The sequence below is a fragment of the Pseudomonas sp. 7P_10.2_Bac1 genome, assembly GCF_025465935.1.
Taxonomy (GTDB): domain Bacteria; phylum Pseudomonadota; class Gammaproteobacteria; order Pseudomonadales; family Pseudomonadaceae; genus Aquipseudomonas.
On the sequence record NZ_JANLNV010000048.1, the window covers coordinates 1 to 16,884 of the forward strand.

A 16,884-nucleotide genomic window follows, 5' to 3' on the forward strand; every position below is an offset into this window, starting at 1 on the left:
TAGGGAGAAGCTGGTGGCGTGAAACCTTAATCGGTGTCCAGGATTACTTGACCAGTTCAAGCTCGCTCCTACAGGTCCAGGCAGGATTAGCTGAGGACTCTGGCCAGTTCTTCACGGCAATAATCGACGAACAATTGCACCGGTTTGGTCAAGGTATGCACACCAATTTCTGCCCATCGTAGGTGTATTCGCTAAACGGCTGGGTGACCAGAATCGAAAAACCAAACCCCCGGCCCACCATCCCGATCGACGGTGAACTGAAGACAATGTTCGGCGTCAGCCCGCGCTCTTCAAAAATGCTCACAAAGATGCTGTTGCGGATGCTGGATTCTATCCGCGCTTAAGTTTCGTCCTTGTAGGAGCGAGCTTGCCTCGCGATCTTTTTAAAGATCAAAAGATCGCAAGGCAAGCTCGCTCCTACAGGTCCAGGCAGGGTTAGCTAAGGACTCTGGCCAGTTCTTCACGGCAATAATCGACAAACAATTGCACCGGTTTGGTCAACGGCGCACGACGTAGCCACACGGCTGAAAGCCCGGAGCCGGTGACGGTTTCAGCCAAGGGTATGCACACCAATTTCTGCCCGTCGTAGGTGTATTCGCTAAACGGCTTGGTGACCAGAATCGAAAAACCAAACCCCCGGCCCACCATCCCACGGACCATCTCGATCGACGGCGAACTGAAGACAATGTTCGGCGTTAGCCCGCGCTCTTCAAAAATGCTCACAAAGTAAGTGCGGCTCGGCAGCACGTCGAGCAAGATCATGGGTTCCAGTACCAGGTCTGCCAACGACACCTTGGCCTGCTGCGCAAAGCGGTGATCCCCCGGCAACAGCGCATAGGGTTGCTGTGGCGGCATCAAGGGAATCGTCTCGATGCTGCCGCCCAGGTCATGCTCGAACAGCATGGCCACGTCGATACTGCCCGCCGTCAACGCCTGCACCAGCTCCTGCTGCTCGCCATCGCGAATACGGATCTCCACCCCCGGCCAACGCTTCTTGAAGCCCGCGATCAAGCGCGGCAAGTACAGTGGCGCGACCGTTTCAAAGCAGCCGATATCGATCTGCCCAGACACCACATCATTGTCCGCCAGGGCGTTCTGCTCGAATTCATGGGCCACGCGCAGCAACTCCAGGGCCTTGCGATAGAAGCGTGCACCGCTGGGTGTCAGCGACACACCCTGGGCGTGATGGCGGATAAACAGCTGCACACCGAAGCTGTCTTCCAGTTGCTTGATCGCCGTGGACACCGATGGCTGCGCGATGTACAGCTTGCGTGAAGCCTCGGCGACGCTCCCACATTCGGCCGTGGTAACAAAATATTTGAGTTGGCGCAGGTTGTAGGCAGCCATCGGGACCTCGATAAACGTGGGGTTTTGCCCCAAACAAGTGCAAGAAAAAGCCGTTTTTTTCAGCGTTCGCGATGTGTGCAACATACCGGAGCAAAAAAAGGCATGAGCTATATTTTTTAAGGTCTATAGCAACAAACTTACTAATTTACCTACTTGCCACCATTACAGATGATCACTCCAACAACAAAGCGCAGCCCTGAATGCGCACTGCGAAGTACGCCCACGTACTCACCCTGCCTTGGAGTTCATCATGGTCACCACTGCAACATCCTCCGCCCCACTCATTGAAAAGCACACGATTGGATACGTGCCCCCGGAAGATCGCCATGGGAAGGTAAGGGACCTCTTCACCCTGTGGTTCGGCGGTAATATCGCGCCGTTGCCGATTGTCACCGGCGCACTGGGTGTCCAACTGTTCCACTTGAATCTGGTGTGGGGCATTGTCGCTATTCTGGTGGGACACCTGCTCGGCGGCGTGCTGATGGCGCTGCACTCGGCCCAGGGCCCGCAAATGGGCATCCCGCAAATGATCCAGAGCCGTGCCCAGTTCGGCTCGCTCGGTGCGCTGCTGGTGGTAGTGATCGCCGGCGTGATGTACATCGGCTTCTTCGCCTCCAACATTGTGCTCGCCGGTAAATCCCTGCACGGGGTGGTCGACGCAGTGCCCGTTCCCGTGGGTATTGTGGTCGGCGCCATCGGTTCGGGGATCATTGGCATCATCGGCTACCGCTTTATCCACGTGCTTAACCGCATCGGCACCTGGGTGCTGGGCGCCGGTATCGTGCTGGGCTTTGGCTATATCTTTACCCACATCCAGACTACGGACTTTCTGACACGCGGCGAGTTCAACATTTCCGGCTGGCTGGCCACGGTGTCGCTGGCAGCCCTGTGGCAGATCGCGTTTGCCCCTTATGTGTCTGACTACTCACGCTACCTGCCGGCCGACGTCCCGGTGGCGTCCACCTTCTGGGCCACTTACATGGGGTCGGTGCTGGGTTCGAGCCTGTCGTTCATCTTTGGCGCCGTGGCTGTGCTTGCAACGCCTGTCGGGATGGACACCATGGAAGCCGTGAAACTGGCCACCGGCGCGATTGGGCCTTTGATGCTGGTGCTGTTTTTGCTCAGCGTGATCAGCCACAACGCTCTCAACCTGTACGGCGCCGTGCTGTCGATCATCACCCTGATCCAGACCTTTGCGTATCGCTGGATTCCAACCGCCAAAAGCCGTGCGCTGATCTCCACCGTGGTGCTCACCGCCTGTGCGATTGTCGCGGTGTTCGCATCGAAGGACTTTATCGGCCACTTCGTCGACATGGTGCTGGTGTTGTTGGTGGTGCTGGTGCCGTGGACGGCGATCAACCTGATCGACTTCTACGCCATCCACAAGGGCAAATACGACATCGCCTCGATCTTCCGCGTGGACGGTGGCATCTACGGCCGCTACAACCCGCAGGCATTGCTGGCCTATGCGATCGGTATTGCGGTGCAGATCCCGTTCATGAACACACCACTGTACGTGGGGCCGATTTCAGCCCACATCGATGGTGCGGATTTGTCCTGGGTAGTGGGGCTGCTGGTAACGTCGCCGCTGTACTTCTGGCTGGCAAGCCGTGACAGCGCCTACAAACGCAGAATGAACGAAGTGGCATCGGTCGGCAGCGTCTGATAAAGGCCCAGCCTGTAGTCGCTGACCAAGCATGAGGCTGCGATGGCTGCTAAGGCAGTGATCGCAGCCTTCGTGCGTTGTCAGCGACTACAGGGTTTTATGAGCACTGATGATGGCGTTGGATTGCAGGGGATCTTCCTGCGCCGCCCACCCAATGCCTAACCCGACCAATTGCGCACTGTCGCGCCACAGCTGCTGCGCGACGTCATCCCGACGGGCCAGCTCAGAGGGTGCTGGCCACGTCACCTGGCCTCTCACCAGAGACGCATACAAATGCCCCGCTGGCGGGACGATGTGCCCCAAGGCAAGGTCGGCCAGCACTTGCCCTGCGTGTAGGCGTGCAGCTTCTGCCAGATGCGGGGTTGAGTTGGGTAGCGCGCCTGTCGGCAAATTTCGCCCCAGCCCCGTGCCGGGGATAAATCCAGGGTTATAGGCAATTACCCGGACACCTGCTGCACGGGTTTGAGGCATTGCCGCGAAAGCACGGGCGGTTAGCAGGTTGCACAGTTTCGAGGTGGCGTAGGCCCGGAATCCGGACGCGAACGCCAGGTCGGCAGTCGGCCCTGTTTCGAGTTTCAAATGGGCCAGTTGCCGGGCATCAATCGTTGAAAACGGCGCAACCGGGCTGAACTGCGGGTCATGGGTGTTGCTGGTGGTGATCACCACAATGGCTTGCGGGGCCAACGCCGGGGCAAGCAGGCGCAACAGTAAATAGTGGGCCAGATGGTTAACCGCAAAGGTGGTTTCATGGCCGTCCACGGTGTTGGCTTGAAGGGGAAAGCTAAGGCCGGCATTGAGTATCAAGGCGTCGATCTTTGTGCCGCCCAAGGCATCCAGTACGTGTTCGCAAAATTGCCTGACACTGCTCAGGCTCGACAGCTCCAATGGCCAACGGGTTTGACGCCCGCCCAGGATGAACCGGATGCCGGGCATGACCTGCACTTGGTGCGCAGTGGCTTGGCCCAGGCCGGATGTGCCGCCGGTCATGATGATCGTCTTCATTGTCAGAACACCTCAACCATAATCACTTCGGTGTCGTCTATCGCCTCGACCAGCAGTTGGGTTTCGTGGGTTATGACCAGCCCGTCTGCGGCCTCGACGCGAACAGCGTTGACCGTCACCGCGCCCACAGCCGGGACCAGATAACCTTGGCCGGTCATTGCATAGCTCAAGCGCTGACCGGCCTTGAGCGTCGCACCCAGCACCCGCGCATCGGCACGGATCGGCAAGGCGTGTTGATCTTGAGCCAGCCCACTGGCCAACACGGCCCATTGTCCGGCCCGCTCGGCCTTGGGAAACGGCCGGGAGCTCCAGCGCGGCTCCCCTGCACTTTCCCGTGGTCGCAACCAGATCTGGAACAGCCTTAACGGAACACGGTCTGCATTGCGCTCTTCATGACGTATGCCACTTGCCGCACTCATTACCTGCACGTCACCCGCCACTGTGCGGCCTTGGGCGCCAGTACTGTCGCGATGGGTCACGGCACCTTCCAGGACGCAGGAAATGATTTCCATGTCTTGATGACCGTGCATCGGGAAGCCAGTGCCTGGGGCGATCACGTCATCGTTCCAGACCACTAGCGGGCCCAGCGGGCGATGCGCGGGATTGCCGTCGGGCGTCACTCTGAAATGATGGCGAGCGTTGAGCCAGCCATAGTCGCCACCGCCCAGATCGGCCTTTAATCGAAGTTCCAGCATGACAGTTCCTTTAACCGAGGCCTGGTCTGGCCGTTAGCGTTATCTGAAGACAGGGACGGTGGTTGAGTCGTTTCCACGTTGAAGATGCTCACGCAAGCGGGTGCCGATTTCGGCAATTCTGGTTTCTCCCGCCAGCAAGGCGCGGGCGTTGGTGTGTACCGAGTAGTGACCCAGCGCCAGCTCATACGGGTGCGGTATTGCGGAGCCGATCACAAAGACCGTCTCGCTGTTCAGCGCCTTGAGCGTCACTGCCTCGCTGCCGGGTGCAAAGATGACCATTTCGCCCGCCGCAATGGGCTCAGGCACGCTCAGGTTTCCCCGGCTGACGCTCAACCACAAAGACTCATGCCCCTGTGGCGGGACGTAGTGCCAGGACTCACCAGCACGCAGGGTTACCAGCAGATAATTCATCCCGGCCGGGGCGCGCACCGGGCTTTGTACACCCTGGTAAGCGCCCAGAATGACCCGTGCCGCCCCGGCTGAAGGCATCACCCGTGACTCCAGGTATTGGCTGTCGACGGCTGCATTTTCCAACGCTGGCGGCAGCGCCACCCACAGTTGAAAGCCCTGGATCCGCTTCGAGGTACCCACCGACATTTCCTTGCCGTGCCACACGCCCCCACCCGCACGCATCCATTCAACACCGCCGTAATCAATCGTTCCGCAGCCCGACTCGGCGTCGTCAAAGCGCAAATTACCTTCGGTGATCACCGTGACGGTGGCGATGCCCGAGTGCGGATGCATGGGCATGCCGTGGATGAATGAACTCTCCCCTTCAAACCGGTCAAGGAACACAAAGGGTTTGATCAGTTGCCCCAGATCGGATGGGCTCATCAGCCGGACAATCGGTCCATGACCGCTGCCCGTGGTGCGGTAAACCACTGCACGAGGGTTTACGGTGGGGCTGTTTAAGGATGGCTGAGCGGTCATGTCAATTGCTCCGCAAGGGTTTCAGCGACGACGGGCGTCGAGGCTAAAGCGACCGGCACCAAAGGCCACGACTTGCAACAGGCCGCCGGCCATGGCGATGTTTTTGAAGAAGTGGATGAACTGGTTTTGATCTGCCAGGTCGTGATGGAACACCAACGCTGTGACCAGGCTGAACACCGCCAGCACAGCCGCCGCGAATCGGGCGCGGTAACCGGTGAGCAGCGCCAGGCCACCGCCGAGTTCAATAACAATCGCGACCACCAATGCCACTTGAGGCAGTGGAAGCCCGACCGAACCGATGTACCCGATCATCATCGCGGGCGCCGTGAGTTTGGAGAGGCCGGACAGAATGAAAATGGCGCTGAGCAGCACTCGACCGATCAACGAAGCTGACGCTTGAGCGGTACCGGCTTGAACATCTTGAGCAATGCCCGAATGGGCGATGTTTTGCGACGTAGACATGGGGACTTCCTTCAATGTGATGCGACCCGACATGAGCCGCTCTGGTGAAGAAATGGTGCGCCCGCCCTGCTCATCTGAATAGCTGGTTAATTTAGATCATTAGATTCGATTAAATAGACAAGTTACTCTTCGGCCATCAACGAACACTGGCGAGGAAACCTGCATGCTGTCTGAACCCGGCACACCGACACTGGACCAACTGCGCGTATTCATGACCGTGGTCGAGGTCGGCAGTTTTGCCGCCGCGGCGCGCAAACTTCATCGCGCCACCTCGGTGATCAGCTATTCAATCGCCAACCTGGAAACACAATTGGGTGTGACATTGTTTGACCGTCATACCACCCGCAAGCCCCAACTCACCGAGGCCGGGCGCACAGTTTTGGCCGAAGCCCGAACCATCACCAATGGCATGAATGGCCTGCGCGCCAAGGTCAAAGGCCTGCTGCAGGGGCTGGAAGCCGAAGTCCACGTGGTGCTGGACGTGATGCTTCCCGCTGAGCGGGTGGTGGATGCCCTCAAATCCTTTCGCCAGGAATTTCCCACCGTTGCGCTTCACCTGCACATGGAAGCGCTGGGGGCCGTCACCGAGATGGTGATCAACCGCGATGCAATCATTGGTGTGAGCGGCCCGATGAATGAGGGATTCACTGGCATTGAGCGGATAGGTATCGGCAGTGTCGAGCTGATCCCGGTAGCCGCCCCGCATCATCCGTTGGCAACCGGAGAGAACAACGCGCCGGGCGCCGGGCGCGAACTCACGCAACTGGTGCTGTCCGACCGCTCACATTTGACCAAGGATAAGGATTTCGCCGTGTTGAGTAATCGCACCTGGCGGCTGGCAGACCTGGGCGCCAAACACATGTTGCTGCGCGAGGGTATCGGTTGGGGCAACATGCCCACGCCGATGGTTCAGGAAGACCTGGACAGTGGCCGGCTGGTGAAATTGAAAATCCCCGAATACGAGCGCGGCGACTACACCTTCGACGTGATCTACCGCACCGACTTGCCGCCAGGGCCCGCCGCGCGGTGGTTGATCGAGCGGTTCGTCCAGCAACGCACGGCGCATGCGCCAACGGCCTGAGAACGGCACGTTTGGACGTGCCTGCTACGCTGATCGTTTGATTGTGCAACCAAAGAGAGCTCCATGAACGTCAAGTTGAAACGGGCCTATGAAGCCCCCAATGAAGCGGATGGCCAACGTATTCTGGTTGATCGGCTGTGGCCACGTGGCGTGGCGAAGGCAAAAGCCAGATTTGACCTTTGGCTTAAAGAGGTTGCCCCGAGCACCGAGCTTCGCAAATGGTTCGGGCATGAGCCAGAAAAATGGCCCGAGTTCAAACAGCGTTATTGCGACGAATTGAAGAACAACCCCGCACTGGCACAACTCCAGCAACTGGCGCGCCAAGGGAATATCACGCTGATCTATGCTGCCAAGGATCAAGCGAACAATGAAGCGGTGGTGCTCAAGGAGATTCTGGAGGGCCGCCTGACGTTAGGTTGATGCTGTCTGTTCAAGTGACGTGCTGTTAACCCCCCCCTTTGCTCATGTTTGCGCGCATGGATATCTAGGCATGCTTTGATGGCCTACAAATATCCCCCGCAGGCAGCTCCGGGGGGAGTATTTGGGGGCTATTTACGCGATTTGCCGAACATCACTCGCCAGCGATTGCGATTGAGCAGTACATAGCCGGTCAATTGCATGCAGCCGGCAAGCACCAGGCTACGCATCAGGGCGGGTTCGGTAGGCTTGGGCCCGGTGTAGATGCTGTACAGGGCGAAGGCGACACCCAGCAGGCCGAGAATGAAAAAGATCAAACCGATGACGGTCAGGCGATGCAGATTGAGCGAAGACATGGCGTAAATCGTTAAGGACTGGACCTGCAACGTTACCCGGTAATGCCACGTGCTGCCAGCGGTTCAATCACTGGCAGCGCCGAACGCAGGAGGTGACACGGTTAGCCCACTACAAGGTTAACCCCCCTTGTTCGAGCGTTGAAATCAGGGCCTTCAAGTTATCGGGAGCCACGCGTATCAGACCTTTGCCCGGAACATCGATCTCCGCAATCATGAATAACGCCAGCGCCGTAAAAATCGGCATGATGCACACCAGTACATTGCTGCCCAGCTTGCCTCGCGCGTTGAAGCCAATCAAAAAGTTGGAACAGACCGCACTTAATACCAGCAGCGCCCAGGCCACGACCGGTATTTGGTGGCGCCAGCTGGACATGGTCTTTTGCTGTGCCACATACAACTCACTGCTGGCATTGAGCACGGTCACAATGACCGGGTTGGGGTTGTCTTTGGCAAGCTTGCTGATTTGCCCCCACATATAGGCTTGTTTTTTTATGGACTCCATCCGGATGTCTGCCCGTTTGGCGTCATCATCGGTCGCAAAAAAAGCAATGCGCAAGGCCAGGTAATCCTGGAGCATTTTTTCTGCTTTTTCTTGCTGAGACTCGGTCAACAACGTCGTGCGCTGGAAGGCATTGCCGATGGCAACGGCTTCGTTTTCTTCGGCAGCCATGCGCGAGTTCAGCCCGCTGATGGCGAATGAAAGAATAAAGCCTACCAACAAACCAAACATGGACAGGATGCAGCCCAAGACAACTTTCAACTCATCATCAAAGTCAGCATTGCGAATCGCTTTGCCGCCCCACACCACCTTTCCGGCAAATGCTGCAAGGCACAATACCAGCAACATGGAAACCAGAATCAGCCACGAATAAATATCAATGGGATGTAGGATCGAGAGCATTTTTTTAAGTTTTATTAGGGAGTTGACCTAGGTATAGCACGCCAAAAAATGGCGCGCGGATGATTTTTTACTGAACCCGCAACGTTGTGCGCCGGGCCGTTTTCTTGAGAAGACCTGAGGCTTTCAGGAAGCGAAAATAAAAGCCGGACGGCGTTTATTTCGCCCCTATTCTTACGCAATTCGCTCAAATAAACGTTGCCACCCAACCACACGGCGGTCTTAACGACCAACCGTCAACACCATGCGGAATTTGACGTCGCCAGACTTCATTCGCTCATAGGCCTCGTTGGCGCGTTCCAGAGGCATCAGCTCTACCTTCGGGCGTACGCCGGTCAGCACGCTAAAGTCCAGCGCCAACTCGCTCTCGTAGGGGGAGCCCGTAATTGAGCCGAGGAAGCTACGCTCACCCACGACCAATTGACCTGCCGATACGGCCAACGGATCTTTGCCAGCACCAAGCAAAATCAGACGCCCAAGAGGCGCCAGCCCCTCGATGAGCGCCGATACAGCGGCCGCAGAGCCAATGGTCGACACAATGGCCTGAGCCCCACCCATGCTTTTAAGCATCTGGGCGGCATTTACCTCGTTGGTGTCGATGTACAGGTGAGCGCCCAGGCTCAGCGCTTCCTCGGCGATGTCTGCGCCTCGTCCAATGGCGACCACTCGAAATCCCATGCGGCGAGCATATTGCAGGGCCATATGGCCCAGGCCGCCAATGCCCAGCACAGCCACCGTGTTGCCCGCCTGGGCGCCGCTCTTCTTCAAGGCGTTGAAGGTGGCAATGCCCGCACAGAGAATCGGCGCAGCTTCTTCGGCGTGAAGCTCATCAGGGATAGACACCAGCCCGGAGGCCCGCGCAATCATCATTTCGGCATAACCACCGTCGCAGGTTGAACCGACAAAGGGTTGGTCCTGGCACAGCTGGAAATGCCCTTGCCGGCATTGGGCACACACCCCGCACGGGCCTCCCAAGCGACCGACGCCCACGCGCTGGCCGACTTTCCAGAGGGTGGGCGTGTGCTGGCCGAGCGCAACGATGCGCCCCACCACCTCATGCCCGGGAATGCGCGGCGGCTGGACAAGTGGGTCAACCCTTTCTATGTCACCCACATCAGCCCCGCACACGCCGCAGGCCTGGACGGCGATCAGTACTTCCCCGATGCCGGGCGCCGGCGTTGCGCGCTCCACGAGTTCAAGGATGCCGGGACGGGTGACATGTACGGCACGATAAGTCGCTTTCATGGTGTAACTCCCAACGCTTGGACACCCTGCCTGGCCGCCTCGACGGCGCCCGCGAGGTAACCCGGAAATTGTGCGGACCATTCACTGGCGATGCCTGTCAGGCAGCCGCGCCATGGCCCGGTTGCAGCGCAGGCCGCAGGCACCTGCGCATGTTCAAGCGCAGGCTCGAAATCGGCGGGGGTGGCCGTCAACGGGTCCTGCGCCCAGTCTTTGATGAACTCGGCCACCGGTGTCGCCGCCTGGGGGCCGAACAAACGCGCAAGCTGAGCCCGGCAGTGAGCCTTTAACACGGGGGCTGGGACCGTTTCACGCACACGCGCCGGGACGCCGAAAAACCCGAACAGTGCAGCCTTGGCGCCGGGCATGGACGCATCATGAATCTCACCTAGCGGCCCCAGCGCACTGCGAGCCTCACCGGACAACCCCTGCTCGCGCCAGAACGCGGTGTCATAGACCGCGATGTATTTGGCGTGGGGCGCCATCCATGTGGGTGTCGCAGACCATTGTCGTTCCAGCGCCTCCGGCAAGGCTGGCTCAAACGTGAGGGTCGATGCGGTCAAGCGCGGTGGCAGCGCCAGCAACACATGCTCGGCCTGAAAGAACGTGACAGCGCCCTGCTCATCCCGGCTCTCAATCACGACACTCTGCTCGTGTTTGCTCAGCCGCTGCACAGTTTGACCCGTGAGGACTTTATCCGCGGGCACTTTACGGGCCAGGGCCACGCTCAGGGCGCCCATGCCGCCGATCAGACGTGTGGAGGCCGGTGATGTCGTGTAGCCGGGCACGCGCTTGACGGGGCCATTGGGCGAACGCTCCAGAAGCATGTCACCGGTTTCGAACTGCGCGAATTTCTCCAGCCCCAGGCCCTCTACCAGTTGATCAAGCTCGGGCTGATAACCAGGCCAGAACCAGGTTGGCCCCAGGTCAAATGCGTTAAGGCTGTTGCTGTGCGTCGCGCTGTCGGCAGCCTCTTGGCCCAGGGCAGAAATGCACGCAATGCGCCCGCCGAGTTCAGCCCGCGCCTCCAGAAGCACGTAGTCAACGATGCCCTGGCTTTCCAGCAGATAGGCCGCATACAAGCCACTCAGGCCCCCGCCGACGATGACAATCCGTACAGTCGGCATGGCTAGGCCTCCAGCGTCGTATCGGCCAGGTGACCGGTTTTAAGGTAAAGGACAGCGCCTTGAGCGCCAGCGTGAATGCTCGCCGAATCATCCACGGGAAAGCGCATCCAACTGCCGCTCTCATACGTCTGCCCGTCCAGTATCAGGCTGCCTGACATGAGCAAAAGCTCAGCCCCGTTGACCGCTCCGTTAAAAGGCACATTGCCGGGGGCCAGGCGTATCAGGCAGACGTGTTCGGTGAGGCTCGAAAACAAAGGGCAGACCTCACGCCCCGCCTGCTGATGCCAGGCAGCCGGATCGCGCGTATCGATGCGCACGTAATCGCGCTCATTGGCCGACATCTGTTGCAGCTTGACGAAGATGACAGAGCCTTCGCGACTGGAAGGCTGGTGGCTTGAGCCGGGCGGGTTGCGCAGGTACCAGCCTGCCGGGTAATCGGCGCCCCCTTCGGAAAAGGTGCCCGACAACACAAGAATTTCTTCTCCCCCTGGATGGGGATGCGGCGTAAAAGAGGAATCAGGCGCATAGCGCACAATGCTGGTGGCGCGCGCTTTTTCGGCGCCTACGCGATCCAGCATCACGCGCTCGACGCCACTCTGTGGCGAAGAGGCCCAATGATAGTGGCCGGGCTCGATAATCGCCCGACGCTTGAAATCGGCGTTGATTCGCATAGAGGTGATTCCGTCTGGCAAGGACACCGGCCACCCTGCACGCGGGTGGCCGCTAGGGTTACGGCTTACTTATTGGGTAACTGCTGGAAGGCCTCAATGACCCGCGCCGAGTACGTCAGTGCAGCGCCGGCATTCAGGGCAATGGCCACCCCTAGCGCTTCGGACACTTCCTCAAGGGTGGCGCCATGTTCAACGGCCTTTTTGGTGTGTACGCAGATGCACCCGTCGCAGCGCGTTGTCACGGCCACAGCCAGCGCGATCAATTCGTGGATCTTGGGCTCCAGATGGCCGGTTTTGGCAGCAGCGTTATCCATCGTGATCAAGCCACGCATCACATCAGGGCTTTGTTTGGCATAGTCGCCCACACGCTCCAGCAGGGAGGCACGGTAGGCATTCCAGTCTTGCATCATGGTCTTTCCCCTTTTACTTGCAGGTGTATAAAACTGATCAGTTGCGGCCCGACATCACGCCACCGTCGACATCCCAGATCGCCCCGGTCACCCAACTGGCCTTGTCCGAGAGCAAGAAGATCACCACTTGGGCAACGTCCTCAGGTGTACCTACGCGGCCGATTGGATGGAAACTGTTAAAGCCTTGCAGCGCGCTGTGCACTTCGGCCTTGGGAATGAAGCCCTCGTAAATCGGGGTCTGCACCACGGCAGGCGACACGGCGTTGACGCGGATATGTTTACCGCCCAGCTCCATGGCCAGATGCTGGGTGAGCGAATGCAAACCGGCCTTGGCCATGGAGTACGCCGAAGAAGGCGTGGCGGCGATAGCCTGTCTGGCCCACATCGAGCCGATGTTCACAATGGCGCCAGGGCGGTTTTGGGCTACAAGGTTGGCAGCGACCTTCTGCGTGATGAAATAAGTCGCGCGGTTCAGATTCATGTACTGGTCGTAGTCGGCGCCCGAATGCTCAAGGAACGGCTTGGGGAAAAACACGCCGGCCGCGTTGACCAGCAGGTCGATGTCCGCATGCTGCTCGTCGAGGGTTTTCAGCAGTGAGGTCAAGCCAGCTTCACTGGTGAGATCCGCGGTGACTGCCCACACCTTGCCCAATTCAGCCAACTGCTTGCGGGCTTCCTCGGTTTTCTCCGGGCGGTTACCCAGGATCACCACGCTGGCGCCCTCTTCCATCGCCATGCGGGCTGTCTGCATACCCATACCGCTCGTACCGCCAACCACCAGCAACTTTTTGCCCAGAAACTGCTTACTCATGTTGAAACCCTCGCTGTACGCCTGCCCATCGGCAGACCTTTAAAAGAAGAAAAACTATTCAACCCATGGCCATCAGCACGACAATGCCCTGCCTTATCAAGCTGTTCTGGCTTGGTATGGTTTCATTCTTCTCCTGTTCCCGAGGGCAGACAAACGAGATAAAGTGTCGCCAATCTAAAGAAAAACTTTATCGCCATGAAATTACCTGTCCACCTCAATGCCTTGCGCGCCTTCGAGGCCAGCGCCCGGCATCAAAGCTTTTCAGCGGCCGCGGCCGAACTGAATGTCACCCCGGCTGCGGTAGGCCAACTGGTGCGTACGCTGGAAGACTGGCTCGGCGCACCACTCTTCGTGCGGGGCACCAGCGGCCGGGCGAGGCTGCTACTTACCGATGCGGCAGAACGAGCCCTGCCGGACATCCGCGCAGGTTTCGACCGGCTGGCGCTAGGTTTGGAAAAGCTGCTCGACAGTTCAACCAACGGGGTACTGACCGTGGCCGTCAGCCCGGCGTTTGCCGCTAAATGGCTGCTGCCGCGCATCGAGCATTTCCAAGCGTTGTGCCCCGATACTGACGTGCGCCTGGACACCAACCTCAAGCCGGTCGATTTCGTGGCCCAGCGGGTCGATATCGGCGTGCGCTACGGGACGGGGCAATGGCCGGGGCTGACAGCCGAAAAGCTGCTGGATGAAGAGGTCTATCCCGTGTGCTCGCCCCAACTGCTGCGCGAGCACAGTCGTTTGCAAAAGCCCGATGACCTGGCGCAAGAGATGTTGATCCATGACCTATCCATGGATAGCCACACCGGGTTCCCGACCTGGGAGGCCTGGCTGAAGAAGGCCGGCGTCACAGACACCACTAGCTTGCGGGGGATGCAGATCAATAACTCGGCCGCGGTCTTGCAAGCGACCATAGAGGGACGCGGCATCGCGCTCGCTCGCAGCGTCATGGCCCACGACGACCTCGCAAGCGGCCGCCTGGTAAGGCTGTTCCCGCACATCAGCTTTACCTCGACGCTGGCTTACTACGTGGTGTATCGCCCCGAATGCAGCAGCCTGCCCAAGCTGGCGACGTTCCGGGACTGGTTACTGACAGAAGCCGCTTCAGCACATCACGAGCCGTTTTCGCAGGCGTAAAAAAGCCCGGTCGTTTCCGAACCGGGCCAAGTCGATGCAACACTCTGCGTTGCACACCCAGAACCATCAGTTCTGAGGAATAACCCGCGCACCGCTACCCGAACCTTCGATGTAAACGTGTGTACCCGGCACCAGAGCCGAGTTGATCGGCTGAGTCACCGACACCAGCACACCGCTTTTCAGGCGCACAATGAGTTGTTGGGCTTCACGCGGTTTGTCGTAGTTTTGCTTCTCGGTGTAGTTACCACCCACCGCGCCGGCCAGCGCACCCGCCACCATGGCCACATCACGGCCCGTGCCTGCACCGATCAAGCTGCCCAGTCCAGCACCCGCAATCCCGCCCACGATGGCACCGATACCCGTGTCATGGTTCGACTTCACCTGCGTGAGTTCAACTTGCTCAACCACGCCGGTCCGGATCTCAAACTCCCCACCGTTATTCGAACCACCGGTCACGCAGGCACTGAGTACCAGCGCGGCAAGGGTGATGGTAATCGCGGAAAAGATGTTTCTCATTGTGCACTCCCTGTTTAACTAAATATTTGATTCAAACCAAAGGAGCGTAGCACAGGGTTTTCAAGGGGTTAGGTTGATGCGCAGAGGAGTTGCCAAGTATCTTTTGCAGAGCCTGACGGACCCATCTGCAGGGATGTGCGGCAATAACGATGTTGCCCGCCAGAACGCGAAAACAGGCTTTTACACAACCCCATCAACGTTGGAACACATAACGGAGGTGGCAAGAATGGCGTATCAATGATAGTTAGGTAACCATCCACCCATCCTGCAGAAGTTGTGACAATGTCGAATAAACAAACGGCCCCCACTACAGCCACAACCACTGCTGCTGATATAGAACGATCCATCCTGGCGCTCAATAAAATGGCTGAGCGTTTATGGGCAGATGGGCGAGAGGCAGAGGCTAAAGCCCTGCTTGATGCACTGGATGCTTTAAACAGAGCCCTGGACAGAATCCGGATCGGTGAGAATCGCCGTGTCGTCACTCTTCACTGAGAAATGCAGGAGCCTGCCCCCCTGTAAAAAATCTCAGGTCATGGGGAATAGCCCATAGTAACTGAAGGTGTTGTAAAACAGTAACGACGCGCTTCTGGGCCGAAGGGAATGCGGACTGTAGAGATGAAGCTCGCTGTCCACGTTCTACCGGTGCTTCAAGCAAAAAACAGAGTGTTCAACTTTACGGGCTGGCGTGAGCAAGCTGAACATAGATGCAAAAACTGGCTAGAACGACCCAGAAGATCACAAACAACCATGGCGTCCTCATAGAAAACATGAGCGACTTTCGATACCCCTTCTGACTCGATTCCTTTTCGTTAAACAAGGGGAAATCGTCATAGACCTTGCCCATGACCTGGTCACTGCGCAACAAGTGGCTCTGCTTGAAATGCCAGTGATCAATAATGACCCATGAAGCCCGAAAGCCCGGCCAGGCATGCAACGAGCTGAGTATTCCCAAAATGGCCATCAGTGTCGGCACAATCAACGTGAAAAGTTCGCCCCACTCAGGGTTAAGATTTGCCATTGAAGATGCAAAGGCAATGACCAAAAACGACTGAGCCGTCAAATAGGCGTTGGTTCTATTGGAGAGTAAGCTGGTTTCATACTGAATTTCTCTGCGATAGAAATCCAGACGATCTTTAGGAGTACCAAACAGCAAGACGTTTTCTGGTGACTCCTGTTGATAATGGGCATCTTCAGTGATGATTTTGGACACAGCCTTTCTCCGAGGTGCTGAATCACGTTAGAAGCCCTGTTTTTCGAAGGGTTCATTCATGCAGCCCGAAAGCTTTTGTCAACGACACCCGACGCCCGGATACCCATCATCTGAATACTGCTTTATCGGAAGCACAAAAAAACCCGGTTCGAATGACCGGGCTTTGTGTGTTTCGCCATACCGGGTTTATTTGGACTCCAACGCCAACAATGCTTCAATTTTCTTGCGCAACCCATCCAGCGCGGCCTGTTCTTCGGCGGTATATTCCTTGGCCTCTTCGTGCAAGGCGCAAACGGTGCCATACACCTCACCATTCGGTCCGCGTACCGGATAGCCCAGATAGTTGCTCAAGCCAAACTCCACTTCATCTTCATTCCCCGCCCAGTCCGCTTCCAGACGTGAGTCTTTGACATAGAGCGGCTGATCGGTATCCACCACGCGTTCACAATAGAGCGCTTGGCCGTTGTGGGCCAAAGTGCTTTTCTTGCCCTCTGCGCCAATGGGATAGGTGTCTTCATGACGCCCACCCGAAGCCAAGACCTGCATGTGTTGGGGCAGAGAACGCATGACAAGGATTGAGCTCACCCCGAGTTGCGAAGCCAGCTCATCTATTTCCTGACGTAACGATTCAAAAAGCGAGGTGGATTTGGCCACAGAAAGATCCGAACGTTTAGTTGAAAACTCAGACTATAGGCCCCAGGGTCATGAATCCTAAATAACCGATGAGCATTAGGATAGAGGGGATTACAGATCTTGTGCGGTGCACTGCCTGTAGCGATCTAATGCGACGCACCCTCCTGACTTGGCCAGGTGCGTGCATTTGATTCAGTCGCTAGCCGCTTGGGGTATCGATATCAGCATCCTTCTGCGGTTTATGCATAGGCTCAGACTTGAAGTCTGGACTGA

The 16,884-nt window shown here is 57.9% G+C and carries 20 protein-coding genes and 1 pseudogene; 5 read left to right on the top strand and 16 right to left on the bottom strand.

The genetic code is table 11. From position 1 onward, the window contains the following. Positions 1-86: 86 nt before the first annotated feature. Both NTD86_RS08530 and NTD86_RS08535 read right to left on the bottom strand, forming a co-directional pair. Positions 87-307: pseudogene (locus tag NTD86_RS08530) on the bottom strand (LysR family transcriptional regulator); the annotation flags it as partial. 128 nt (positions 308-435) lie between these two features. Beyond that, positions 436-1,347 carry a LysR family transcriptional regulator gene (locus NTD86_RS08535; protein WP_262201757.1) on the bottom strand — a complete coding sequence of 304 codons (912 nt, stop codon included), beginning with the start codon at positions 1,345-1,347 and terminating at the stop codon, positions 436-438. Positions 1,348-1,597: 250 nt separating this feature from the next. Here NTD86_RS08535 and NTD86_RS08540 point away from each other — a divergent pair, with 250 nt between their 5' ends. After that, the gene (locus NTD86_RS08540; RefSeq protein WP_262201758.1) at positions 1,598-3,013 is read left to right on the top strand and encodes a purine-cytosine permease family protein; all 1,416 of its coding nucleotides are present in this window, start codon (positions 1,598-1,600) and stop codon (positions 3,011-3,013) included. Positions 3,014-3,100: 87 nt separating this feature from the next. On the opposite strand, the gene NTD86_RS08545 is transcribed toward NTD86_RS08540, so the two are convergent. From NTD86_RS08545 to NTD86_RS08560, 4 genes are read right to left on the bottom strand one after another with little or no spacing between them, the layout of a single operon-like run. After that, complete coding sequence (locus NTD86_RS08545) at positions 3,101-4,015, bottom strand: SDR family NAD(P)-dependent oxidoreductase (RefSeq protein WP_262201759.1); 915 nt, start codon at positions 4,013-4,015, stop codon at positions 3,101-3,103. A 2-nt stretch (positions 4,016-4,017) separates the two neighbouring features. Beyond that, positions 4,018-4,710 carry a pirin family protein gene (locus tag NTD86_RS08550; RefSeq protein WP_262201760.1) on the bottom strand — a complete coding sequence of 231 codons (693 nt, stop codon included), beginning with the start codon at positions 4,708-4,710 and terminating at the stop codon, positions 4,018-4,020. Between the two features lie 39 nt (positions 4,711-4,749). After that, on the bottom strand, positions 4,750-5,640 hold the full coding sequence (locus tag NTD86_RS08555; protein ID WP_262201761.1) for a pirin family protein: 891 nt from the start codon (positions 5,638-5,640) through the stop codon (positions 4,750-4,752). Positions 5,641-5,661: 21 nt separating this feature from the next. Further along, positions 5,662-6,102, bottom strand: a complete 441-nt coding sequence (locus tag NTD86_RS08560) for a DoxX family protein (RefSeq protein WP_262201763.1) — start codon at positions 6,100-6,102, stop codon at positions 5,662-5,664. A gap of 163 nt (positions 6,103-6,265) precedes the next feature. On the opposite strand from NTD86_RS08560, the gene NTD86_RS08565 reads away from it, so the two are divergent. Then, positions 6,266-7,183: a LysR family transcriptional regulator gene (locus NTD86_RS08565; RefSeq protein WP_262201764.1), complete on the top strand. Its 918-nt coding sequence runs from the start codon at positions 6,266-6,268 to the stop codon at positions 7,181-7,183. Between the two features lie 63 nt (positions 7,184-7,246). Continuing rightward, entirely contained in the window at positions 7,247-7,603 is a 357-nt protein-coding gene (locus NTD86_RS08570) for a DUF488 domain-containing protein (protein ID WP_262201765.1), read from the top strand. A gap of 128 nt (positions 7,604-7,731) precedes the next feature. Here NTD86_RS08570 and NTD86_RS08575 read toward each other — a convergent pair whose 3' ends face one another. The 7 genes from NTD86_RS08575 to NTD86_RS08605 form a co-directional block, all read right to left on the bottom strand. Next, positions 7,732-7,956: a hypothetical protein gene (locus NTD86_RS08575; RefSeq protein WP_262201766.1), complete on the bottom strand. Its 225-nt coding sequence runs from the start codon at positions 7,954-7,956 to the stop codon at positions 7,732-7,734. A gap of 109 nt (positions 7,957-8,065) precedes the next feature. Beyond that, positions 8,066-8,857 (bottom strand): hypothetical protein, encoded by a 792-nt coding sequence (locus tag NTD86_RS08580; protein ID WP_262201767.1) that lies wholly within the window; start codon positions 8,855-8,857, stop codon positions 8,066-8,068. 219 nt (positions 8,858-9,076) lie between these two features. Further along, entirely contained in the window at positions 9,077-10,099 is a 1,023-nt protein-coding gene (locus tag NTD86_RS08585; RefSeq protein ID WP_262201769.1) for an alcohol dehydrogenase, read from the bottom strand. Continuing rightward, positions 10,096-11,223, bottom strand: coding sequence for a flavin monoamine oxidase family protein (locus NTD86_RS08590; protein WP_262201770.1), 1,128 nt, complete (start codon positions 11,221-11,223; stop codon positions 10,096-10,098). Before NTD86_RS08590 ends, NTD86_RS08585 begins: the two co-directional genes overlap by 4 nt. Before the next feature lie 2 nt (positions 11,224-11,225). Continuing rightward, entirely contained in the window at positions 11,226-11,894 is a 669-nt protein-coding gene (locus NTD86_RS08595; protein WP_262201771.1) for a cupin domain-containing protein, read from the bottom strand. Positions 11,895-11,959: 65 nt separating this feature from the next. Then, on the bottom strand, positions 11,960-12,301 hold the full coding sequence (locus NTD86_RS08600) for a carboxymuconolactone decarboxylase family protein (protein ID WP_262201789.1): 342 nt from the start codon (positions 12,299-12,301) through the stop codon (positions 11,960-11,962). Between the two features lie 40 nt (positions 12,302-12,341). Next, the gene (locus tag NTD86_RS08605; RefSeq protein WP_262201772.1) at positions 12,342-13,115 is read right to left on the bottom strand and encodes an SDR family NAD(P)-dependent oxidoreductase; all 774 of its coding nucleotides are present in this window, start codon (positions 13,113-13,115) and stop codon (positions 12,342-12,344) included. Positions 13,116-13,310: 195 nt separating this feature from the next. Between NTD86_RS08605 and gcvA the strand changes: the two genes are divergently transcribed. Next, positions 13,311-14,249: a transcriptional regulator GcvA gene (gene gcvA, locus NTD86_RS08610; RefSeq protein WP_262201773.1), complete on the top strand. Its 939-nt coding sequence runs from the start codon at positions 13,311-13,313 to the stop codon at positions 14,247-14,249. Between the two features lie 66 nt (positions 14,250-14,315). Here gcvA and NTD86_RS08615 read toward each other — a convergent pair whose 3' ends face one another. Beyond that, on the bottom strand, positions 14,316-14,765 hold the full coding sequence (locus NTD86_RS08615; RefSeq protein ID WP_262201774.1) for a glycine zipper 2TM domain-containing protein: 450 nt from the start codon (positions 14,763-14,765) through the stop codon (positions 14,316-14,318). Positions 14,766-15,047: 282 nt separating this feature from the next. Here NTD86_RS08615 and NTD86_RS08620 point away from each other — a divergent pair, with 282 nt between their 5' ends. Continuing rightward, entirely contained in the window at positions 15,048-15,260 is a 213-nt protein-coding gene (locus tag NTD86_RS08620) for a hypothetical protein (RefSeq protein ID WP_262201775.1), read from the top strand. 181 nt (positions 15,261-15,441) lie between these two features. On the opposite strand, the gene NTD86_RS08625 is transcribed toward NTD86_RS08620, so the two are convergent. Both NTD86_RS08625 and NTD86_RS08630 read right to left on the bottom strand, forming a co-directional pair. Further along, positions 15,442-15,978, bottom strand: coding sequence for a hypothetical protein (locus NTD86_RS08625; RefSeq protein ID WP_262201776.1), 537 nt, complete (start codon positions 15,976-15,978; stop codon positions 15,442-15,444). A gap of 186 nt (positions 15,979-16,164) precedes the next feature. Then, positions 16,165-16,632, bottom strand: a complete 468-nt coding sequence (locus NTD86_RS08630) for a GAF domain-containing protein (RefSeq protein ID WP_262201778.1) — start codon at positions 16,630-16,632, stop codon at positions 16,165-16,167. Positions 16,633-16,884 lie beyond the last annotated feature (252 nt).